This is a genomic window from Duganella dendranthematis, assembly GCF_012849375.1.
GTDB lineage: Bacteria > Pseudomonadota > Gammaproteobacteria > Burkholderiales > Burkholderiaceae_D > Rugamonas > Rugamonas dendranthematis.
In genome coordinates, this window is record NZ_CP051684.1 from 5,167,351 (window position 1) to 5,189,515 (window position 22,165).

General features: G+C 62.5%; 21 protein-coding genes. 4 read left to right on the top strand and 17 right to left on the bottom strand.

The genetic code is table 11. The features are described from left to right. Position 1: 1 nt before the first annotated feature. The 11 genes from HH213_RS23780 to HH213_RS23830 form a co-directional block, all read right to left on the bottom strand. Entirely contained in the window at positions 2-862 is an 861-nt protein-coding gene (locus HH213_RS23780) for a type II secretion system F family protein (RefSeq protein WP_169113876.1), read from the bottom strand. Next, positions 859-2,619 (bottom strand): TadA family conjugal transfer-associated ATPase, encoded by a 1,761-nt coding sequence (locus HH213_RS23785; RefSeq protein ID WP_169113877.1) that lies wholly within the window; start codon positions 2,617-2,619, stop codon positions 859-861. The genes HH213_RS23780 and HH213_RS23785 overlap by 4 nt, the downstream gene beginning before the upstream one ends. A 12-nt stretch (positions 2,620-2,631) precedes the next feature. After that, the gene (locus HH213_RS23790) at positions 2,632-4,095 is read right to left on the bottom strand and encodes a type II and III secretion system protein family protein (protein WP_169113878.1); all 1,464 of its coding nucleotides are present in this window, start codon (positions 4,093-4,095) and stop codon (positions 2,632-2,634) included. A gap of 71 nt (positions 4,096-4,166) precedes the next feature. After that, on the bottom strand, positions 4,167-5,087 hold the full coding sequence (cpaB, locus tag HH213_RS23795; protein WP_169113879.1) for a Flp pilus assembly protein CpaB: 921 nt from the start codon (positions 5,085-5,087) through the stop codon (positions 4,167-4,169). A gap of 2 nt (positions 5,088-5,089) precedes the next feature. Then, the gene (locus HH213_RS23800) at positions 5,090-5,233 is read right to left on the bottom strand and encodes a hypothetical protein (RefSeq protein ID WP_169109994.1); all 144 of its coding nucleotides are present in this window, start codon (positions 5,231-5,233) and stop codon (positions 5,090-5,092) included. A 44-nt stretch (positions 5,234-5,277) separates the two neighbouring features. Further along, positions 5,278-6,054 (bottom strand): hypothetical protein, encoded by a 777-nt coding sequence (locus tag HH213_RS23805; RefSeq protein WP_169113880.1) that lies wholly within the window; start codon positions 6,052-6,054, stop codon positions 5,278-5,280. A 15-nt stretch (positions 6,055-6,069) separates the two neighbouring features. Next, the gene (locus tag HH213_RS23810; RefSeq protein ID WP_169113881.1) at positions 6,070-6,348 is read right to left on the bottom strand and encodes a hypothetical protein; all 279 of its coding nucleotides are present in this window, start codon (positions 6,346-6,348) and stop codon (positions 6,070-6,072) included. Continuing rightward, complete coding sequence (locus HH213_RS23815; RefSeq protein WP_169113882.1) at positions 6,333-6,875, bottom strand: hypothetical protein; 543 nt, start codon at positions 6,873-6,875, stop codon at positions 6,333-6,335. Before HH213_RS23815 ends, HH213_RS23810 begins: the two co-directional genes overlap by 16 nt. After that, a complete protein-coding gene (locus tag HH213_RS23820; protein WP_169113883.1) occupies positions 6,872-7,780 on the bottom strand; it encodes a hypothetical protein in 909 nt (302 codons plus the stop codon). The genes HH213_RS23815 and HH213_RS23820 overlap by 4 nt, the downstream gene beginning before the upstream one ends. Further along, positions 7,777-9,189, bottom strand: a complete 1,413-nt coding sequence (locus tag HH213_RS23825; RefSeq protein WP_169113884.1) for a pilus assembly protein TadG-related protein — start codon at positions 9,187-9,189, stop codon at positions 7,777-7,779. The genes HH213_RS23820 and HH213_RS23825 overlap by 4 nt, the downstream gene beginning before the upstream one ends. Positions 9,190-9,267: 78 nt before the next feature. Then, positions 9,268-9,555, bottom strand: a complete 288-nt coding sequence (locus HH213_RS23830; RefSeq protein WP_174864430.1) for a pilus assembly protein — start codon at positions 9,553-9,555, stop codon at positions 9,268-9,270. 214 nt (positions 9,556-9,769) lie between these two features. Between HH213_RS23830 and HH213_RS23835 the strand changes: the two genes are divergently transcribed. Next, the gene (locus tag HH213_RS23835; protein WP_169113886.1) at positions 9,770-10,696 is read left to right on the top strand and encodes an alpha/beta fold hydrolase; all 927 of its coding nucleotides are present in this window, start codon (positions 9,770-9,772) and stop codon (positions 10,694-10,696) included. Here HH213_RS23835 and HH213_RS23840 read toward each other — a convergent pair. Continuing rightward, entirely contained in the window at positions 10,693-12,033 is a 1,341-nt protein-coding gene (locus tag HH213_RS23840; protein ID WP_169113887.1) for an MFS transporter, read from the bottom strand. The two genes, HH213_RS23835 and HH213_RS23840, sit on opposite strands and share 4 nt — an antisense overlap. Before the next feature lie 258 nt (positions 12,034-12,291). On the opposite strand from HH213_RS23840, the gene HH213_RS23845 reads away from it, so the two are divergent. Next, positions 12,292-14,523 carry an NADP-dependent isocitrate dehydrogenase gene (locus HH213_RS23845; protein WP_169113888.1) on the top strand — a complete coding sequence of 744 codons (2,232 nt, stop codon included), beginning with the start codon at positions 12,292-12,294 and terminating at the stop codon, positions 14,521-14,523. Positions 14,524-14,620: 97 nt separating this feature from the next. Here the strand turns inward: HH213_RS23845 and HH213_RS23850 are convergent, their stop codons facing one another. Next, positions 14,621-15,241: a hydrolase gene (locus tag HH213_RS23850; RefSeq protein WP_169113889.1), complete on the bottom strand. Its 621-nt coding sequence runs from the start codon at positions 15,239-15,241 to the stop codon at positions 14,621-14,623. Between the two features lie 137 nt (positions 15,242-15,378). Between HH213_RS23850 and HH213_RS23855 the strand changes: the two genes are divergently transcribed. After that, complete coding sequence (locus tag HH213_RS23855; RefSeq protein ID WP_169113890.1) at positions 15,379-15,921, top strand: hypothetical protein; 543 nt, start codon at positions 15,379-15,381, stop codon at positions 15,919-15,921. Here HH213_RS23855 and HH213_RS23860 read toward each other — a convergent pair. The 4 genes from HH213_RS23860 to HH213_RS23875 all read right to left on the bottom strand — a co-directional run bounded on the left by HH213_RS23860 (position 15,896) and on the right by HH213_RS23875 (position 19,492). Further along, positions 15,896-16,324 carry a copper chaperone PCu(A)C gene (locus HH213_RS23860; protein WP_110847568.1) on the bottom strand — a complete coding sequence of 143 codons (429 nt, stop codon included), beginning with the start codon at positions 16,322-16,324 and terminating at the stop codon, positions 15,896-15,898. The genes HH213_RS23855 and HH213_RS23860 overlap by 26 nt on opposite strands. Further along, positions 16,321-16,935, bottom strand: a complete 615-nt coding sequence (locus HH213_RS23865; protein WP_110847569.1) for an SCO family protein — start codon at positions 16,933-16,935, stop codon at positions 16,321-16,323. The genes HH213_RS23860 and HH213_RS23865 overlap by 4 nt, the downstream gene beginning before the upstream one ends. 107 nt (positions 16,936-17,042) lie before the next feature. Continuing rightward, on the bottom strand, positions 17,043-17,417 hold the full coding sequence (locus tag HH213_RS23870) for a DUF2946 family protein (protein WP_169113891.1): 375 nt from the start codon (positions 17,415-17,417) through the stop codon (positions 17,043-17,045). 68 nt (positions 17,418-17,485) lie between these two features. Then, complete coding sequence (locus HH213_RS23875; RefSeq protein ID WP_110848066.1) at positions 17,486-19,492, bottom strand: methyl-accepting chemotaxis protein; 2,007 nt, start codon at positions 19,490-19,492, stop codon at positions 17,486-17,488. A 408-nt stretch (positions 19,493-19,900) separates the two neighbouring features. On the opposite strand from HH213_RS23875, the gene HH213_RS23880 reads away from it, so the two are divergent. Then, on the top strand, positions 19,901-22,162 hold the full coding sequence (locus tag HH213_RS23880) for a carboxy terminal-processing peptidase (protein WP_169113893.1): 2,262 nt from the start codon (positions 19,901-19,903) through the stop codon (positions 22,160-22,162). Positions 22,163-22,165: the final 3 nt, after the last annotated feature.

Here is a 22,165-nt window from a genome sequence, read left to right on the forward strand (position 1 = left end):
CCTAGACATCGATGGCGACGATGCGCCGGATCACGTGGATGCCGAGGCATTCGAGCGTGATGATGACGGCCAGGGCGCCCCAGCCCATGCGCGTATGCCACAACTGCGCCATGGCGTCCGGTTCCATGTGGTCGAGCACCAGCATCAGCAAGAGCGGCAGCAGGCCGACGATCCAGGCCTGCAATTTGCCCTGTGCCGTCAGTGCGCGGATCTTGCCTTCGATTTGCAGGCGGCTGCGCACGGTGTTGGCGGTGCGTTCCAGCATTTCCGCCAGGCCGCCGCCGGTCTCGGTGGCGATGCGCATGGCTGAGACCACGAGGATCGTGGTCTGGGTCGGAATGCGACGCACCAGGCCATTCAGGCTTTGCTCCAGCGTGACGCCGAGGCGCTGTTCGCGCAGCATCAGCGTAAACTCCTGGCCTAGCGGCGCCGGCGCCTCCACCACCAGCTGCGAGATGGCCATGTTCAGGCTCAGGCCCGCGCGCAGGGCGCCGGCCAGCATCATCAGGGCGTCCGGCAATTGCTCTTCGAATTGGCGCAACCGGCGCAGGCGCAGCCACGCGTAGACTGCGCGCGGCAGTAGCGCCAGGCCACCGCAGACGGTGGCGGCCACCAGCACGCTGCCGCTGGCCAGGCCGGCGACAATCGCGCCCAGCGTCATCAGTGCGGCGTGCGCCATGAATATCTTGGCGGGGTCGATAAACAGGAAAAATTCGCGGACTTGAAAACGCGTGCGTTCCGTGAAGTGGGCGCGGTAGCTGGCCATGGTGACGATGCCGATATCAATGACCAGCCAGGCGAGGATGGCGGCGGCCAGCGCGGCGACGCAGGTAATGAACATCAGCATGGAGGTGGCGCTCATGACGGCGCTCCCGGTTTGAAGATGCTCATGTCCAGCGCGTTGCCGACGGCGCGCAAGCTCTCGTAGAAGCTGGGCACCATGTCGCAGCCGCTGAAATAGCCGCGCACCTTGTTGCCGTCCGGCGTCGTCACGTAGCCAAGATTGACGAAGCGGAACAGCTCCTGCATCTGGAATTTTCCGCCTTCCATGCCGGTGATCTCGGTGATGCTGGTGACCATGCGCGTGCCGCAGGCAAAGCGGGTCTGTTGCACAATCAGCTGGATGGCGGCGGCGACCTGTTCGCGGATGGCGGGCAGCGGCAATTCCATGCCGGCCATCAGCACCATGGTTTCCAGGCGCGCCAGCGCGTCGCGCGGGCTGTTGGCATGCAGTGTGGTGAGCGAGCCGTCGTGGCCGGTGTTCATCGCCTGCAGCATGTCGAGCGCTTCGCCGCTGCGGCATTCGCCGACCACGATGCGGTCGGGGCGCATGCGCAGCGTGTTGCGGACCAGCTCCCGGATCGGGACGGCGCCTTTGCCTTCGACGTTGGCAGGCCGTGCCTCCAGGCTGATCCAGTGCTCATGGTGCAACTGCAGTTCGGCTGCGTCTTCGACGGTGATGATGCGCTCGCCAGCCGGGATGAAGTTGGACAAAATATTGAGCAGGGTGGTCTTGCCGGACCCTGTGCCGCCGGACACGACGATATTTTTGCGCGCGGCCACGCAGATCTCCAGAAACGCCGCCATCGCGGCGCTGAGCGCCCCCAGAGAGACCAGGTCGTCCGCCGTCATCTTGTATTGGGCGAATTTGCGTATGGTCAGGGCAGGGCCTTTCAAGGCCAGCGGTGAAATGATGGCGTTGACGCGTGAGCCGTCTTTCAGGCGCGCATCGACCATCGGCGAGGATTCGTCGATGCGCCGGCCCAGCGGTGCGACGATGCGTTCGATCACGCCCAGCACGGCGCGGTCGCTGGTAAAGGTGAGCGGGTGTTTTTCCAGCCGCCCGCGGCGCTCGATGTAGATTTTGTCGAACTGGTTGACCATGATTTCAGTCACGCCGGCGTCCGCCAGCAGTTCTTCCAGCGGTCCCAGGCCCACGGCCTCGTCCAGCACTTGCCGGGCCAGCAGTTCGTGGTCGAGCTGCGGCGGCAGGCTGGCGCGTTGTTCGCGCATGATGTCGTGCAGGTAGCGCTGGGTTTCCGCGCGCAATTGCGCGTCGCTCATTTTCGAGACGTCGTGGCGGCGCAGGTCCATGGTTTCCAGCAGGATGGCGTGGAGTCGCTGGCGCCACTCGAATTCGAGCTGCTGCCGCGCCAGCGGGGCGAGTATCAGCGGGTAGCCGTCCTCCAGCGGCTCTGTCCGCTTTTGCTGGGCCAATTCGGCCGCCAGGCGAGAGGAGTGGATTTCCGCCGTGGCGCGCTGGTTGCGCGCGGCGGCGCTGGCCGAGCGCGAATGTGGCGCGGCTGCCTGCACCGGCTGCACCGCACTGGGCTGGTACGGCACCTGTAGTTTATACGGGCCGATGCCGATCACGTCGGTTGCGGCCAGCGGCCCATGCTCGGTGGTGACCCGCACGCCGTTGACGCTGGTGCCGATGTAGGAACCCAGGTCTTCCAGTAGCACGCCTGAGGGCGTGCGCAGCAGGCGCGCGTGCTCCTTGGCCACCCGCCAACTGTCGAGCCAGATGTCGTTGCTGGTCTTGCTGCCGACCAGGCAGTCGTCCGGCACGTGGACCTGTCTGCCGCTACCGTCGGGGTTGAGGATGTCGACCTGGAACATGCTTGGCTCCCGCTATGGCGCTGGCGCGTCCGGCACGGCCGCCGCCGGCGCCTGGTTGAAGCCGGCGGCATCGGCGCCGGGCTGGAGCGGATTGCTCAGGTAGGGCTGCCGGCCGAGGTTGCGTTCCAGGCGCTCGCCGGCGCGTTGCGTCCGGTCCACCAGGCCGGCGCTGCGGCTGTCGACAATGCTCGGCGTGACGAATACCACCAGCTCGGTCTCCTTGTTTTGGAAACGCCTGGAGCGGAACAGCGCGCCGAGAATCGGAATGTCGCCCAGCAGCGGCACCTTGTCGATATCGGTACTGCTGTTGCGTTGTAGCAGACCGGACAGAACAATGGTTTCACCCTGCCGGACGTTGAATTCGGTCTTGGTGCGGCGCGTGAGCAGGGCCGGGCCGCTGGCGGTGGAGAGCGAGGCGTCGATCGAGCTGACCTCGGATTCGATGGCGGCGCGGATCACACCATTGCTGCCCACTTTGGGTTCGATATCCAGCTTGACGCCGTATGGTTTGAATTGCACGGTCACGCCGTTGATGCTGGCCACCGAATAGGGGATTTCGCCGCCAGCCAGGAAGCTGGCCTTGTAGCCGCTGCGGGTCGACAATTGCGGTTCAGCCAGTACGCTGGCCGTGCCTTTCTGTTCCAGCGCCAGCAGCTGCGCGTTCAGCCCCAGGTTGATGGCGCTGAGGATGGTCAGATTGGACGGTAGCGGCACGTAGCTGCCGCTGCCGCCACCCGGCACGCTGATCGGCGGCGCGTTGGTGTCGCCGGTCCTGACGGTGATCGCGTAGCCGCCGGCGTCGCCGCGACTGGAGGGGGCCCAGATGCCGCCCACGGCCGCGCCGCCGGTGGCGCTCCATTTCAAGCCGAGTTCGCGCAATTCGGTCTTGGGAAACTCGACCACTTTGACGTCCATCATGACCATCTGCTCCCAGCCGATGGGGCTGGTGAAGTTGACGATCAACGGGTAGCGCTTGGCCAGTTCGGCGACCTTATCGCGGTCAGCATCGGACAGTTCGTCGCCTTCGACGACTACCTTGTCGCCCACCACGCTGGCCTTGGCCTTCGGTATCGTCGCCAGGAAGGTCGCGACTTCGCGGGCGTAGCGGCCCATGTCGGCTTGCAGCACCGTGACTTTCACGCGTTGGACGCGGCCGTCCTGGTGCCACAGGAACAGGGTCGAGTTGCCGGCGCCGTTGGCGAAAATGATGACGTCCTTGTCGTCCAGCGCATTGGCGGTAATGACCTGGCCGTTGCCCACGGCGATGCGCGCGATGCCGGGCGCCGGGAACACGCGCGACTCGCCGGTGAACAGTTCAAGTTCCGGCGCCGGCTCGGCATCCTCCTGCTTTTTGATGGGGGCATAGCGTTCGGCTGGCTTGCCCTGCGTGACGCGCTGTGGCGGGGTTTGCGCGTGCGCGCCGGCCATGGTTGTGATTAGCAGGACGGAGAGCCAGTTGCGGAAAAGGCTGTTCATGAGCACTGTCCAAAAAAGGGCGTGAGAGTGCGGCGCGCGGCGGTGCCGGGCGGTGACGTTGCGTCGTCAGGTCAGGGTGACGTGGTCGATGTGGCGCCGGCTGGTGGCGGCGCGGCGACCGGCGGTGGCGGAGATGGCGCCGCGCCGGATCGGTAGCGTCCGAGATGCAAGGCTTCGGGCGGGAATTTCGCGCCGCTGCCGCCGTACAGCACGGGGATGCCGGTTGCCTGGCGAAACGGCCGCGCGACCGGCTGGGCGCCAAACAAGGCGTCTAGGTCGTAGCGCTGGTTGCCGATGGTTTGTTTGTCTGAAGGGTTCCTGAGCAAGGCGGTAAGCTTGCCGGATTCCCGCGCGATGATGATGTTCCTGGCCTGGTCCGGTGTGGCGTCCAGCGTCACGGTGGCGAACTGCATGCGCTCACCGCTTTTCGGATCGTCGACCGAGCGCTGGCCGGTGGCCATGACCTGTATGCCTTGCAACAGCGGCAGCACCAGCTTCTTGCCGTTCTGGTCCATGCTGAACATCAGGTCGATCAGGTCGCCTGGTTCCAGCATGCCGGAAATGGAGTTGATTTCATCGACCACGACGGTAATGGCGCGCTGGCCGTTCTGCAGGCGGGCGGAAAAGGTCGGCGCCCGCTTGCCAGCCATCTGGCTCCACATAATCATCTCGCCGGGCTTGACCGGAAAGGCGATGGCGCCGCCATCGATGCGCCCGAAGTCGGCCGGCAGCACCGCGCCCGAGTGCGCATACTCCACCGGTATCTTGCGGACGGCGAGGTTGGCGTTCGACAGGATGGTGTGCGGCGCCAGTTCGGTCTTGGCCACGACGACGCTGACGGTCTGATGCTGGTTGCGTGCCGCAATCTCGGCCACCTGCGTGCTGAGAAAGCTGCGGGTGGCGACGGCGGCCAGCAGACCGATGGCGAGCGCGGTGCCAAGCACGGCCCACGTTTTGTTCACCTTGGAGAGCGCGGGGAGTTTGAGTTTCATGATTAGCCCGGAAGAGAAATGGCGTAGCTGAAATCCTGGTAGGCCGTTTTGAAGGCATCGAGTAGCTGCTTGAGGACGCTGCTATCGCCGCTCACGCCGATACCGAGCGCGAGGGCGAGGGCGGCGCACACGATGACGAATTCCATGCTGGACTGGCCATCTTGAGCGCGATGATGCATCGGGTGGCGTGTCATTTCGCGGGCTCCAGTTCGGTGACGGTGTTCAGGACGATGGCGGTGTTGCCGCTGGCTTCGCGATAGACCACCGCAACGGCTTGGGCGCCGGGGCGCGCGAAAAACAGCGTGGCGCCCGGTCCTTGGGGCTGGCGCCTGGAGATGGTTGTCGGCGCCGTCGCAGCAGCGCGTTCAAGCCGGTAACCCTCGGCTTCCAGCATCTGCCTGAGATGCTGGACGTTCAGTTCGACGCCCAGGGAATTACTGAGTGTCAGGGCGTCACTGCGGCGCTGGGCATCGACGGAACTCATGTGGCTCAGCAGCGTGGAACCGGCAGGAAAGCGGGAGAGCAGGTGCTGGCTAGTCTGCCTGGTAGCCTCGCGTCCATTCATCGTCGCGCTCAGCCTGGTGACCGCTACTAGGCCGCGCGTGCCGGCGGCAGCCGGTTCAAGCTGAACCGTGGCGTAGAACTCGCCCAGCGCCCGCCCCAGCACCAATTTTTCGCCTTGCGTGGTTTCGACCAACGGATGCCCCAGGCTGGCACGGAACAGCGCCGCCACTTGCGCCGGCGGCTGGCTCGACAGCAAGCCGCGCATGCGCAGCGGCAGGCCGTTGACCGTGACCTCGTCGCCCATGGCGAAGGTGGCCACGCCTTGAGGGATCGGTACGGTCGGCCATGTCTGCGCGGCTGACGCGGCGCCGCCGTGCATCAGCACGACAGCCAACAGGGGGCGAACCTGTCTGAAGGCCAGCCGTCCGGCGGTTGCGATGGTTCTTCTGCGTTGCGAGTCCATATTGCTGGTCCTTGGCTACTTGAGCCGGTCGGCCGGTACGACGTCGGTCCAGAACCCGAGTTCGCCCAGCTTGGGACCGGCAATATGGCCCGCTTCGACCAGGACGACACTGCCGTTGACCACCGAGGCGATGGCACGCAGTTTGGTGGCGGGGACCAGCACGCCGCTGTCGAGGCGAGACTGCACCTGCGCTGGTGACTTGGCCGCCCAACCGTCGATGACGACGCTGGTGTGGCGGCTCAGCGTCAGGTCGATGCTGTCGAGCGGCTTGTACGCAGTCAGTCCGGCCGGCATATTGGCCAGGCGGACCGTGACGTTCGCGGTGTAGATTCCGCGGCTCTCAAGGCCCAGCTTCTCCGCAGTGTGAATGCCGACCGCGCTGGCCACGATGCCGTTGAACGGCTTGCCGTCGTTAGCGGGGTGAACCCGTCGTCGTGGGTGGCTTTCTGGTCGGGGCCGAAGCTGACCGCCACGTCGCTGTTGAAATCGGCAATCAGCGCGGCGCCGTCGGGACCACGCCAGAACAGGTTCTGGTGGGCGAGAAAATTGCCGGCCACATCGCCGGTCTTGATCGGGGCGTCGGCGTTGCCGAAAAAGCGGCGCCGTACTTCACCCGCCAACTCCGCCGGCGTCTTCCAGCTGCTCTGGACGTCATTGCGCGTCATCGCCTCGAAGGTCACGTAGCGGCTGGCCATGGCGACCTGGCTGGCGACGTCCTGGTATTTGGCGATGACCGGCAGTAGCAGGTACAGCGGCACCAGCGCCGCAGCGAGGACGAGAAATTCAGCCAAGGCCTGGCCATCGCAACGCGCGGTCTTCATGGGCGCACCCCGGTATTGGTAATGCGGAAACCACCGGCCAGATAAGGCGTGAATACGGCGCCATTGACCAGCGTGTCCAATTTTGCGCTGGTGGCCTGTAGTTTGAAGCCCGATGTGGCGCTGTCTTCTTCGAGTGTCATCGCCGATTGCTGCGTGGTGCTGGGCGAAGTCGACGCCGGGAAGGTGCCGCCGCGGGATAGGCAAACGGTGCCGTCCGGGTTCAGCGGACTTTTCCTCACCTCGCACTCGATGCCGAGGATGGTCTTGCGTTCCCCGGTCCCGGACGGCGGGTTGGTGCGGATGGCTTCCGCCAGGGCGGCCATGGAAGGGTTGCTTGCTGCGTCGCGCTGGATGGCGGCAATTTGCCCTGCGCTCAGGCCAGGACGGCGAATGGGCGGCCTGGCGCTGGCTTGCCCGGTGGCGTCGCAGGCGCCGTGGGCGGTCTTCTTGAGCAGGTCGATATCGCAGATTCCCTGGCTGGAGAACAGGCTGGCGCCGCTCAGGCGCGTCTCGATCAAGCTGCAATCGCGCTGGTTGACGCCGTAGGTCAGCGCGCTGGTGTAGTGGATGGTTCGGTTGATGGCGGAATAAACGTCGCTGCGTTGGCTGTCGATATGGTCGGGCCATGCACGCGGCGGGTTGGATGGCATGCCCGCCGCGCTATTGCGCCGCACGCAGTCCTCGACTTCGGCGTGCAGCATGGCCAGCCGCGCGGCGTTGTCTGGCCGTCCGACCAGATAGCCCTGCAAGCTGACCAGGTGTACCTTGACCGGCGTGCCCTGCGCGCCGAGCTGCGCGTGCGGCATCGGCGCCCTCGTCATATCCTCCTCGGCCTGTGTGCTGGCGCGGCCGGTCAGCGACACTGCGCAGAGACAGACAAGCAGCAAGCGAAACAGGGTGTTCATCGTGGACCTCCCAAGGTCATTGCCAGGGCCATGTCGGCTGACGAGGTGGAAACCAGGTGTGCCTGCCAGTAAGGGTTGAACAGGCTGGCGAGTTCGGTCTTGCCGTCAGCGCGGCCGCTGGGCCGTTCGAAATAAACCTCCGAGGTGGCGACTGCCGCCAGCACGTCGCCAGCGGCCAGGCCGGCGATGGCGAACCTGCCGCTCGGTTTGACGTCCGACGCCGCATCCGAGGTTTTCAATTGATCCTTGGCCCGCGTGAGGCGTATGGCGAATTTCAGGCGCGGGTTCGGATCGGTGGAGGTGTACGTCAATGCCGCCGTCGAGATGTCGTAGAACGTGGGCAGGCCGCTGTAACCCCAATCGGTGCTGCTGGCCGCAGCGCTGGCGGCGGGATTGTCGACGCGCGAGTTGCCATAGCTGGCGCCGGCGTCGTCGGGCGACCCGTTGGCCGCTGCCTGCGTGCCGTAGCCGAGCGCCATCTCGCTGTCGTCACAGGTGGGCAGGTGGAAAATGCCGTGCGTGTGCCAGGTCCACTGGTGCAGGGACGCCGTGTCCATGGCTTTCCATTCGTCGAAGTCGACCAGCTCGGTGCCGCCGCGACGGCGGAAGGCGGCCTTGTTGCCGAGGATGCAGGCGAAGTTGTTGGCCGACGTCCAGGAGCGCTGGCTAACGAAGGCGTCCCGGTTGGCGGACGCCACCACCGCGTCCTTCAGGCGGCCGCGGTCCTCGCCCGAGTAGGCATGAATAAAGGTGTCGTCGTCGAATTTGACGAAATTATCGGTGAGGGGAATGGTGTCCACGTGGACGGCGCCGTCGCCGGCATAGTTGGCATCGGCCACCTGCTGCATCAGCAATTTTCTTTCGATCAAAAAGGTGGCTGCCATATTGGCCTGCGCGCCTTGCAGGATGGCCTTGGCGACTTCGGATGCGACGACGGTGGCCTGTGCGGCGGCCTGGACGCCTGCATCCACCGTCTCGGCGGTGACGTCGGCGCCATACAGGCTGAGCAAATAGCAAACGGGGATATATTCGGTCAGCGCCAGGGCCACCGGCACCGAGTAGTAGGTATAGCAGCTGAGCGGCGGAACGTTTTGGGTATGCTTGACTACGTGCGCCGACCAGGAGGCAATGCTGACCGCTTGCGCAATCATGACCTCGTTGGCCATCATCGCGCGGTTGGTATAGGCGTCAAAATTCAGCGCCCGCGCATGCAGGATGCCGGCGCTGTACGCCACGGCGTCGGCCGTGTTGACCAGTTTGGTTTTTTCAGCGGTGAGCTGGCCGGTATTGAAGAGGAACATCAGGGCGGCCAGGCCGCCCATGAGAACGAAGATGCCGTAGATGAGCGCCTGACCCTGCTGGCAGCGTTGCGCGATTTTGGTCGTGACGGATGAATGTGCCGATTTCATGGTACGAATGGCGTTGCGCGTGGGATGATAGACGGACGCTCAAGAGGTAGGCCGGCGAGTTGGTCGAGGTGGAGCGGCTTAATTCTGGGTGCCCGTGGTGGCTTGGTCGCCATAGGTGGAAAGCGAGTTCTTCGCGGTGTCCTTCGCCGCCGTCTCGGCCTTGGTGGCGGCATCGCCCGCCTTGGTGATGGCGGTACTGCCGTTTTTGCCGGAGACTTCCAGCGCGATGCCGGCCGTCTGGTTGCGTATGGTTGCGCCGAAAAGCTGGTAGACCGCGATGGCGGCAACCGCGATGAGGGCGACGATCACGATGTATTCGGTCATCCCCTGACCGAGTTGTTGCCGTGATGATTTGAGTTTCCGCATAACAGGTTTCATTTTAAATACCTTTCGTTTGAGAAAAAGCAAATAGTGAACGATTGACCTTGAAGCATGCTTATGCTATGGCTTTTTTGACAAGTGGATTTGATCGGTATCAAGCCTGCTGTCGATTTGATGAGGCAAGGGTGGGGCGCCGGTCAAGGCCGACGGTGGGGAGGAGTGGTGTGGTTGACAATCAAAGCTGCTAAACTCTGCGTTTATGCCGATACTGATCCACGATTTGCCCGCCCTGGACAACCGCCACGTCAAGACCAGCACCGAGGATGTGATGGTCGACCATGTCATTCCCGGCGAATTGCTGGTGATTACCTTTGGCTTCGTCTCGTGGGACAAGCGGCCGGATTTCGACTTCTACGGCCGGCTGAAAAAGCTGGAACAGTTCAGCGGCCGCCACATCAACAAGATCCTGGTGCGCGATTCCGGCAATAGCTGGTATCACCGCGCGATAGGCGGCCTCGGCGCGCATCCGGATGAGACCGCCGCCAGCCTGCGCGCGCTGATACGCGACATCCGCCCCAGCAAAGTGGTGACCATCGGCCAGTCGATGGGGGCGTATGCGGCGCTGATGTATGGGTTGCTGCTGGAGGTGGAGCAGGTGATCGCCTTCGGGCCGCTATCTTTCCTCGATCCGGCGCAAGCCTTGCTGTATCACGAACGGCGCTGGCTGTCGGTGATGCGCGACCTGGCCACCAATCCGCCGCCATCCCGCTACGACGATCTGCTGGCGCTGGGCCGCAGCAAAGCCGACAAGCTGCCTGACATGCATATCCTGTTCGGCACCAGGCCGGACAAGGACGGCAGCACCGAGTCAGTCAACCTCGACGCGATGCACGCGCACCGGCTGTCGGCGCTGGGCAATTGCACGCTGTATCCTTTCCCGTATTCCGGCCACCCGGTGGTGCAGCACCTGATCGACACCAAGCGCATCAACGCCTTGCTGGCCAAATCCATCGCCGGCATCGAACTGGAAGAAGAGGATAAGGAAATCACGCCCGACTGGCAGGGCTGGATCGCAGAGAACCTGCGGTTAGGTGGTGCGCCGGAGGAATTAATCGACATCCTCCAGCAGCACGGTTTTTCCTACGCCATCAGCGCACAGGCTGTGGCGCAGGGCGGTAAAGCTTAGATGCTGCGCATCACTGGCGTCTTGAATTCAAAACGCTTGATCTCGCCGACCATCAGCAAGTAGCACAGGATGGTCACGACCGCGTTGGCGCCTACGAACACCAGCGCGCCAGCGAAGGTGCCGGTGGTTTGCAGGATGTAGCCGATCACGATCGGGGTGGTGATGCCGGCGGTGTTGCCGAAGGTGTTGAACAGCGCGCCGCTCATGCCGCCGGCTTCTTTCGGCGAGGTATCCGCCACCACTGCCCAGCCCAGCGCGCCAATGCCCTTGCCGAAGAAGGCCAGCGACATCACGGTAATGACCAGCCAGTCGGCATCGACGTAGTTACACACGATCATCGAGGTCGACAGCAGCATGCCGCAGACGATCGGCGTTTTACGCGCCACCGACAGCGATTTGCCCGATTTGATCAGGCGATCCGAAATCACACCGCCCAGCACGCCGCCGAGGAAGCCGGCCACCGCCGGCAGCGCGGCCACAAAGCCCGCCTTCAGGATGGTCATGTGACGCTCTTGCACCAGGTACACGGGGAACCAGGTCAGGAAGAAGTAGGTCAGGGTGTTGATGCAATACTGGCCGATGTACACACCCAGCAGCATGCGGTTGCCCAGCAGTTGTTTGATGCAGGACCAGGTGTCCAGCTTGGTGGTGGCAGCGACTTTGTCTTTGCTCTCCAGGTCCACCAGCGCGCCGCCCGCTCCAATATAGGCGATCTCGGCGGCATTGGCTTTCGGGTGATCCTTCGGGCCATACACGGTTTTCAGCCAGATGAAGGCCATGACGACGCCCAGGCCGCCCATGACGAAGAACACGCTTTCCCAGCCGAAGGTGTGCACCAGCCAGCCCATGATCGGGGCAAACAGCACGGTGGCGAAATACTGCGCCGAGTTGAAGATGGCGGCGGCGGTGCCGCGTTCGCTGGTCGGGAACCATGCCGAGGCGATGCGCGAGTTGCCGGGGAAGGAGGGCGCTTCAGCGGCGCCGATCAGCAAGCGCAGGATAAACAGCGTGGTGACGGCGGCGGCGCCGGTCAGGAAGCCGACCGTACCCATCAGCATGGTGAAGATCGACCACAGGAAAATACTGAAGAAATAGGTGATTTTGGAGCCGAAGCGGTCCAGCAGCCAGCCGCCCGGCAATTGCGCCAATACGTAGGACCAGGCAAAGGCGGAGAAGACGAAGCCCATTTCCACCGGACTCAGGCCCAGCAGGCGTTTCAGTTCGGGGCCGGCGATCGCGATGGTGGCGCGGTCGGCGTAGTTAATCGTGGTGACAGCGAACAGGATGGCGAGGATAGTCCACCGTACGCGGGTGGCTTGAGGTTGTTGCGTGGTCATGCGGTCTCCTTACTTTTGGTGCGACGATCATAGCCTAGATATCAGACATCATACAACTACATATCTACTCCTGCCTTGCTAGTAAACGTTTAACTTGTTGATTTCTATACACATGCACCACGGCAGTGCAGGCCTGGGTTGTATGATGACAAGCCTGCTTATGAATACTCTGGCATCGTTTGCACAAAGCGGGCCTTGAGGGTTTAAAATAACGGGCGGAATTACTCCATAGCACCGATCGATTACGAGGGAATGAACATGGCAACACAAAATCCAAAAATCATCTACACGCTGACTGACGAAGCGCCACTGCTGGCAACGTATTCCCTGCTGCCAATTATTAAGAAGTTCACCGCACCAGCTGGCGTTGACGTGGTTGCGAGCGACATTTCGGTCGCTGCGCGCGTGTTGGCTGAGTTCCCTGAATTCCTGACCGACGAGCAAAAAGTCCCGAACACCCTGGCTGAACTGGGCGCGCTGACGCTGAAGCCGGAAGCCAACATCATCAAGCTGCCGAACATTTCGGCCTCCGTTGCTCAGCTGCAAGCGGCGATCCGCGAATTGCAAGGCAAGGGCTACAAGCTGCCGGACTTCCCGGACGATCCGAAGACCGACGAAGAAAAAGCCCTGAAAGCCCGCTACAGTAAGTGCACCGGCTCGGCCGTGAACCCAGTGCTGCGCGAAGGTAACTCCGATCGCCGCGCGCCAAAAGCGGTGAAAGAATACGCCCGCAAGCACCCGCACTCGATGGGCGAATGGAGCCAGGCGTCGCGCACCCACGTGTCGCACATGCACGCCGGCGACTTCTACCACGGCGAAAAGTCGATGACGCTGGATAAAGCGCGCGACGTCAAAATGGAGCTGATCACCGCCTCCGGCAAAACCATCGTGCTGAAACCGAAAGTTTCGCTGCAAGCCGGCGAAATCATCGACTCGATGTTCATGAGCAAAAAAGCGCTGCTGGACTTCTACGAGAAAGAAATCGACGACGCCTACAAAACCGGCGTGATGTTCTCGCTGCACGTCAAGGCCACCATGATGAAGGTGTCGCACCCGATCGTCTTCGGTCACTGCGTGCGTATCTTCTACAAGGACGCGTTTGAAAAACACGCCAAGCTGTTCGACGAGCTGGGCGTGAACGTCAACAACGGCATGGCCAATCTGTACGAGAAAATCGAAAAGCTGCCAGCGTCGCAGAAGGACGAGATCCTGAAAGACCTGCACGCTTGCCTGGAACACCGTCCGAAGCTGGCCATGGTCGATTCGGCCAAGGGCATCACCAACTTCCACTCGCCGAACGACGTCATCGTTGACGCATCGATGCCGGCGATGATCCGCATCGGCGGCAAAATGTGGGGCGCCGATGGCCGCACCGCCGACGTCAAGGCAGTCATGCCTGAGTCGACCTTTGCCCGTATCTACCAGGAGATGATCAACTTCTGCAAATGGCACGGCAACTTCGACCCGGTCACCATGGGCACCGTGCCGAACGTCGGTCTGATGGCGCAGCAAGCTGAAGAATACGGTTCGCACGACAAGACTTTCGAAGTCGCTGAAGGCGGCATCGCCAACATCACCGATCTGGCCACCGGCGAAGTGCTGCTGACCCAGACCGTGGAAGCGGGCGACATCTGGCGCATGTGCCAGGTCAAGGACGCGCCGATCCGTGACTGGGTCAAACTGGCCGTGACCCGCGCGCGTCAGTCCGGTATGCCTGCCGTGTTCTGGCTGGATACCTACCGTCCGCACGAAGCCGAAGTGATCAAAAAAGTGCAGGTCTACCTGAAAGATCACGACACCAGCGGCCTGGAAATCCACATCATGTCGCAGACCCGCGCCATGCGTTACACCCTGGAGCGCGTCTCGCGCGGCCTGGACACCATCTCGGTGACCGGCAACATCCTGCGCGATTACCTGACCGACCTGTTCCCGATCCTGGAACTGGGCACCTCGGCCAAGATGCTGTCGATCGTACCGCTGATGGCCGGTGGTGGCATGTACGAGACCGGTGCCGGCGGTTCGGCGCCTAAGCACGTCAAGCAGCTGGTGGAAGAGAATCACCTGCGTTGGGATTCGCTGGGTGAGTTCCTGGCGCTGGCGGTGTCGCTGGAAGAGCTGGGCATCAAGAACAGCAACGCCAAAGCCAAGATCCTGGCGCAGACGCTGGACGTTGCAACCGGCAAGCTGCTGGACAACAACAAGTCGCCATCGAGCCGTACCGGCGAGCTGGATAACCGTGGTAGCCACTTCTACCTGTCGCTGTACTGGGCCCAGGCGCTGGCAGCGCAGACGGATGATGCGGAACTGGCCGCCAAGTTCGCGCCGCTGGCCAAGCAGCTGTCGGAAAACGAGACCAAGATCGTTGACGAACTGAACAGCGTGCAGGGTTCGGCACAGGAAATCGGCGGTTACTACCAGCCGGACCCAGCCAAGACCACGGCTGTGATGCGTCCAAGCGCGACGTTCAACGCCGCTATCGACGCGGTGTAAAAGCTAGCCGATGCACGTATGCGGCACCGGCGCAACCCGCACACCGATGCGGCCAGGGTCTGACCCCATACGGGGTCGGACCCTTTTCGTTTTTGGGTTACAGCGGCGTCAGCATCTGCTTGGCGTAGCGCAAGCCCACGCCATAGCCGCCGCCGTTCTTCTCGATCACCGCGCGGGCCGCGTCATAGGTTTCATGACGGGTCCAGTCGCGTTGCAGTTCCAGCAGCACCTGCACCCAGCTGGTCAGCTGCGCACCTTTGCCTGCCATCCGTTGCAGCGCCAGATCATGCCCGGTCAACGTCAGACCGCCGCACGCATCGCCCACCACGTAACATTCATAGCCTGCTTCCAACGCGCTCAGCACCGCGAAGGTGATGCACGCTTCCGTCAGCATGCCGGAGAAAACCAGCTTCTTGCGGCCGGTCGCCTCGATGGCGGCGCGCACCGTATCGTCTTCCCACGCATTCATGTTGCGGCGCTCCAGCACCGGATGGTCGGGCGCCAGCGCGTGCAGGTCGGGCAGCAGCGGGCCGCTGTAGACCTTGCTGGCCGAAGTGCTGATCACGGTCGGCAAGGCAAACGCCAGCGCGGTTTCCAGCAGCGCCACCGAATTATTCAGCAGCGTCTGGCGCTCCATCGATTGCACGGCGAATTGCAGGCCGGCCTGCTGGTCGAGCAGCACCAGGGCGGCGTTTTGGGGAGTCAGTAAATCTTGCATGGTATGTTCTCGCAATGAGGGGAGGATCGCAGATTGTAGGCGGCCGCTGGTCATTCTGAATCCCTTGAACTGGCAGCGGCCATCTCTCTCATAGGTGGCAGAATTGACGCCATCCCAACGCCGTGCGAGGATGCCGCATGAACAGCCTGTTCGAATGCAGCGCGCTGGCGCCTTCGTGGTTCTGCGACCATCGCGACATCCTGATCTACCTGGCGCCGTCCCTGATGCTGGCGCTGGTGATCCGCGTCCTGTCGGCGCGCCATCCCTTCTTTTTCCTGTTCACGCTGGCCGGCACCATCTGCCACGAGCTGGCGCACTTGGTCGCCGGCAAGTTGACCGGCGCGCGGCCGGCGAGTTTTACGGTGATTCCGCGTCGTATCGCGCGTGGCTGGGAGTTGGGATCGGTGCGGCTGACGCACGTGCGCTGGTACAACGCCGCGCCGTCGGCATTGGCGCCGTTTGCGGTGGCGGTGCTGCCGTTTGTGGTGGCCTGGTGGCGCACCCGCAGCGGCCTGCATTTCCAGTGGATTGATGTGGCGCTGGCTTTCGCCGTCGCGCCACAGTTTCTGGCGTGCTGGCCATCGACGACAGACTGGAAAATCTCGCTGCAGTCGTGGCCTTATCTGCTGATCGCCGGATTGGCGTGGTGGATGATCAGTGCGTTGCGGTTAATGGCTTGACCGGCGCGTCGACGACGATCTTGCTGCGCACCTTCTGCGCGTCCTCCACTTCCAGCGTCAGCGGCACTTTGTCGCCTTCCTTCAGCGGTTGCTTCAGGTTCAGCAGCATCAGGTGATAGCCGCCGGGCGCCAGCTTGACCGGTTGGCCGGGCGGCAAGTCGAGCGATTGCAGCTGGCGCATCTTCATCATGTCGTCGACCATTTTCATTTCGTGCACTTCGACCGTGCCGGCCACCGGCGAGCTGACGGCAACCAGTTTGACGGCCTGAGTCGAAGTCAGCGTCATGAAGGCGCCGGTGGCTTTTTGGGCGGCCACGGTGGCGCGCACCCACGGTTCGCCGACAGTCACTTGAGCCAGCGCAGGCAGCGCGGCCATCAACAGCAGGGAGAGTATCTTTTTCATTTGAAGAGTCCTTTCAGGAATCCGGTTTCTTGCTTGGGGTTGAGCAGCAGGCGCAGGTCATCGGCGCACTGCTGGGCGGTTTCTGCGTGTTTCATGGCCAGACGGATCTTGCCGCTGGTGTCGAACGCGTAGGTGAGGGCGGTGTGATCCATGGTGTAGGAACTGCCGCTCGGCACTTTGCGGTAGAAAATCTTGAAGTCCTTGGCCGCTTTGGCGGTCTGGTCCAGGTTGCCGCGCACGGCGACAAAGCTCGGGTCGAAGGCGCGCATGTAGTCGTTTAGCAGCGGCGCGGTGTCGCGTTCCGGGTCGACCGTGACGAACACCACTTGCAGCTTGTCGCCATCGGCGCCCAGCAGACGCTTGATTTCCACCGCGCGCGCTAGGGCAGTCGGGCATACGTCCGGGCATTGGGTGAAGCCGAAGAACAGCAGCACCAGCTTGCCTTTGAAGTCGCGCAGCGCGGCCGGTTTGCCGTTGGTGTAGAACAGCTGGTAATCCGGGCCGATGGCGCTGCCGGTGATGTCGATGGCGGTGAAGCCGGACGCGGCGTGGGCACTGCCGGCCACGAATGGCAGGGCGGCCAACGACGAAATGAATAGACGGCGTTGCATAGATAATCCTGTAGGGATGTTACTAAGGCAGGCGCTGCGTCGGTACGTGGGCATGTGGCGATGCCGGCATGAGGCGATACGGACGCGTGGCGCTGCGGCGGACGGAGTCAGGCGCCGGCAGGCGGGCCGCGCGGCTGAGCGTCGGGCCAGATCGGCTGTTGCGGCGCAGCGGCGGGGCGCAGCGCGGGATAGATGTCGTGGCCTTCCAGTACGGCCATTAGGCCGCTGGAGACAGGCGGTGGCGCGTCGCTGCCGCTGTGGACGGCGCACAGCATGCAGTGTTTCATGCCATGCGCTGGCAGGCCGCCTGGCGCGGGCTTGCCAGCGCCGCTGGCCGCTGCAGCGCTGCAAATGTCCAGTGCCAGCGGAGTGGCCGACAGCACGCTCATCGCGTGGCTGATGGCCGGGGCGTACAGGTTCAGCAGGATCGCCAGGGAGACGATCAGGCTGGTCAGACGCCGGCGCTGGAGGAAGGTGGACATTTTTCCATTATAAAATAAAAAAGCCGCCGACGTTTTCACGTGGCGGCTTTGGCGGCTGGCGAGCTGGATTACTTCAACGACAGATAGCGGTCCTGGCGCAGCGCGGGCTGGCCGGCCTGGCTGCCCAGCTTGAAGATCTTGACCACATCTTCCAGCTCATGCGCCTGATCCTGCAAGGCTTGCGCGGCTGCGGCGGCTTGTTCCACCAGCGCGGCATTCTGCTGTGTGACCTGGTCCATCTGCGTCACCGCTTCATGCACCTGGCTGATGCCGGCGCGCTGCTCTTCGCTGGCGTGGCTGATCTCGGCCATGATATCGGTCACGCGGCGCACGCTATCGACCACTTCCTGCATCGTGGTGCCGGCTTTTTCCACCTGCTTGCTGCCGGTTTCCACCTTGTTGACCGAATCGTCGATCAACTCTTTGATCTCTTTCGCGGCGGTCGCCGAGCGTTGCGCCAGGTTGCGCACTTCCGACGCCACCACGGCAAAGCCACGGCCCTGTTCGCCCGCACGGGCCGCTTCGACCGCCGCATTCAACGCCAGAATGTTGGTCTGGAAAGCGATGCCGTCAATCACCGAAATGATGTCGGCGATCTTGCGCGACGAATCGGTAATCGAACCCATGGTCTCGACCACCTGCGCCACCACCTCACCACCCTTGGCGGCGATACCGGAAGCGGCCAGCGCCATCTGGTTGGCTTGCGAGGCGTTCTCGGCATTCTGCGTCACGGCGCTGCTCAGCTCTTCCATCGAGGCGGCGGTTTCTTCGAGGCTGGAGGCCTGCTCTTCGGTACGCTGCGACAGGTCCAGGTTGCCCTGCGCGATTTCGCTGGAGGCGGTGGTGATCTGCTCGGCGCCACGGCGCACCTGGCCGACCACGCCGGACAGGTTGTCGCTGATATTGTTCAGCGAACGCAGCACCAGGCCGATTTCATCCTTGTTGTGGATTTCCAGATGCACGTCCAGGTCGCCGGCGGCGATGCGCTCGGCGGCTTCCTCGGCACGCGCCAGCGGCCGCGACACCACCGCGCGCACGAGCAGGAACAGCACCACCGCGAACAGCACCAGCGCAACCAGGCCCAGCAGCGCGTAGCGGTTGCGCAGTTGCGCCGCTTCGCGGGTGATTTCTTCGGTATAGGTGCCGCCGACGATCAGCCAGTTCCATGGCTTGAAGGTATGGAATTCCACCATCTTCTCGCGCGCCGCGCCGTTGTCTTTGTCCGCCCAGTCATAGGTCAGGCTGCCTTCCTTGGCGTCCAGCATCTCCTTGACGAAGTTGCGGCCGTCCGCGCTCTTCATTTCCAGCAGGTTGTCGCCTTCCTTGGCCGGGTGCACCAGCACGTTGCCAAGGTTTTTGCCGGGCGCCGCGTTCAGCACATAGATATAGCCGGTTTCACCGATCGTGATGGCCTTGATTTTCTGCTTCAGCACATCCATGTTCTTGGAGATGTCGAGGCCGATGAACAGCACGCCGATGATCTTGCCGCTGGCGTCCTTGATCGGGTCGTACTGGGTAATGAATTGCTTGCCGAACAGCGTGGCCAGGCCGATGTAGCTGTTACCGGCGCGCAGCAGCGGGTAGCTCGGGTGAGCGTGGTCCAGCTGGGTGCCGACGGCGCGCTCGCCGTTTTCTTTTTTCAGCGAGGTGGTGACGCGCACGAACTCCTCGCCATCGGCGGCAAAGATGGTGGCGACCACGCCGGTGTCGCTGGTGAATTTATCTGGAATGCTGAAGTCGAGGTTGAGCGTTTTGCCGCCATGCTTGAGCGACGGAGTCGGCTTACCGGCGATTTCGACGGTGGTGGACGGATCGAGCGTGAACGGGGCGTCGTTAAAGTCGGAGGCAAACAGGCGCGCGAAGCTGGACGCTTCGTTCATCATGGCGGAATTGAACACCTCGACGGTGTTGCTGATCCCGGTCAGGTTGTACGCCACATTGGCCTTGGCGCGGTCTTTCAGCATGGCCGAGGTGCTCAGGTTAATCAGCGTCAGCAGCAATGCCAGAATGACACTGATCAGGGCGAACGTAAAAACGGTAATCTTAGTACCGACACCCCAGTTACGAGGATTCATCATTATTGTTTTCATTGATCTCTTTAGAGAAAAAGGTACAGCGGTTTGAGGTCGCTCGGAATCGAGCAGGCTCCAGGGGCGGGGGAGCGTTTGCGTAGGCGATGGACACTGCCGTAAGTGCTGCCTGGCGGGCCGTCAACATGAAACTAAGATCAGAAGAATAGCACATTTTTGCCAAAAAGCAATAAAACCGAAGAGCTATTCAAAAGATTTCTATTTATAAAACAATGACTTGGATGAAAACGTGTGAAAGCGTAAGTAAATCTACCTAGTAAAACGGGGTGAAGAATGTGGTGTTTCAGCCGCCCTTAAGCTTAGCCAGAGAAACTCTGAAATACCAGCCCCCCATGCGTGCGCTAGCCTGTAAAATGGGGCAAAACTTAATCAATATGTCCGGGAGCAATGCCGATGAAGAAGCAACTACTGTTGGTGGCCGTGTTGGCGGCCCTGTCAGTGCAGGCCGGCGCCGCCGTGCCAGAGAAAACGGCGGACACCCCTCTCAAACCACAGCCCGGCCAGACCGATGCGGCATTGTGGGCTTCGCGGGTCCTCACCAAGCTGCATTACAAGCCGGTGCCACTCGATGATGCGATGTCGGAGAAAATCTTCGACCGCTACTTCAAGTCGCTGGACGCGGAAAAAATGTTCTTCACCCAGGCCGATATCGACCAGTACGCCATCGTGCGCACCCGCCTGGATGACGCCATCACCGGCCAGAATCTCAGCGTGCCGTTCGGCATCTTCAACCTCTACCAGCAGCGCTTTAACGAGCGGATCGCCTATGCACGCGAACTGGTCAAGCAGGGCAAGTTCGACTTCACCTCCGACGAAACCTACCAGTACGACCGCGAAAAGGCCGACTGGACCAAGAGCGACGCCGAGGTCAAGGACCTGTGGCGCAAGCGCGTCAAGAACGAATGGCTGCGCCTGAAGCTGGCCGGCAAGGACGACAAGTCGATCAAAGAAACGCTGGACAAACGCTACGAAGGCTACCTCAGCCCGTCGCGCAAGCTGACCGCCGAAGACGTGTTCCAGATTTTCATGAACGCGTATGCGATGTCGATCGAGCCCCACACCAACTACCTGGGCCCGCGCGCGGCCGATGCGTTTGACATTGCCATGCGCCTGTCGCTGGAAGGGATCGGCTGCGTGTTGCAAAGCCGCGACGATTACACCGTGGTGCGCGAAGTCGTCACCGGCAGCCCGGCTGGCCTGTCCGGCAAGATCAAGGTCGGCGACAAGATCGTCGGCGTGGCCAAGGACGACAAATCGCCAATCACCGAAGTGCTGGGCATGCGCCTGGACGACGTGGTGGCGCTGATCCGCGGCCCGAAAGATTCGACCGTCAAGCTGGAGATCATTCCGGCCGACGCCGGTCCGGACGCCAAGCACACCTTCGTGACGCTGGTGCGTCAGAAGATCAGCATGGAAGAGCAGTCGGCCAAGAAAGCCGTGTATGAAATCAAGGACGGCAACGTCAAGCGCCGCGTCGGCGTGATTTCGCTGCCGACTTTCTACATGGACTTCGAAGCGCGCCGCAAGGGCGACAAGGACTTCAAGAGCGCCACCCGCGACGTCAAGCGTCTGCTGGTCGAGCTGAAGAAGGACAAGGTCGACAACGTGCTGATCGATCTGCGCAACAACGGCGGCGGTTCGCTGACCGAGGCGGTGGAACTGACCGGCCTGTTCATCGACAAGGGCCCGGTGGTGATGCAGCGTAACGGCGAGAACAAGGTCGAAGTCGAGAGCGACACCGATCCCGGCATGGCCTGGGATGGTCCGCTGGGCGTCATGATCAACCGCGGTTCGGCCTCGGCCTCGGAGATTTTCGCGGCGGCGATCCAGGATTACGGCCGTGGCGTCATCATCGGCGAGCCGAGCTTCGGCAAGGGCACCGTGCAGACGCTGTTTGGGCTGGACCGCTTTGCACAGAGCGACAAAGTGCATTACGGCGAACTGAAGTTCACCATTGCGCAGTTCTTCCGCATCAATGGCGGCACCACCCAGCTGCGCGGCGTGACGCCGGACATCAAGCTGCCGACCATGGGCGATTCCGACACCTTCGGCGAGTCGAGCTACGACAACGCTTTGCCGTGGACGCAGATCAAGCCGGCCGTCTACATCCCGACCGGCGACGTCAAGGAAATCGTGCCGCTGCTGGACAAGAAGCATGACGCCCGCGTCGCCAAGGACAAGGACTTCCAGTACCTGGCCGAGGACATTGCGCTGGTCAAGAAGCAGCGCAAGGAAAATTCGGTGTCGCTGAACGAAGTGGTGCGCCGCAAGGAACGCGACCAGCAGGAAGCCCGCTCCAAGCTGCGCGAAGCACGTCTGCTGTCGCCGACGCCGGGCGCGGATGATCCGATCCTGGTGCCGGATCCGAAAGAGGCGCTGAACAAGGCGATCTCGGCATCGGCCAAGACGCCGACCGGCAAGCAGGCGCAAACGCCGAAAGTGGCGGGCGTGAAAGGCGCGCTGCGTAGCGATGACGGCTTGCAGGGTTCCGAGCGTTCGCTGGCGGCCGAGCTGGAAGCGGAGAAGCAGGCCAAGGCGGCCAAGGATGTGCTGCTGAACGAAGCGGTGCACATTCTGGCCGATGAAGTGGGCCTGCTGAAAACCGACACCCGCATGGCATCGCGCGTATTGCCGTACGCTGCCGACAGCAAGTAAGCG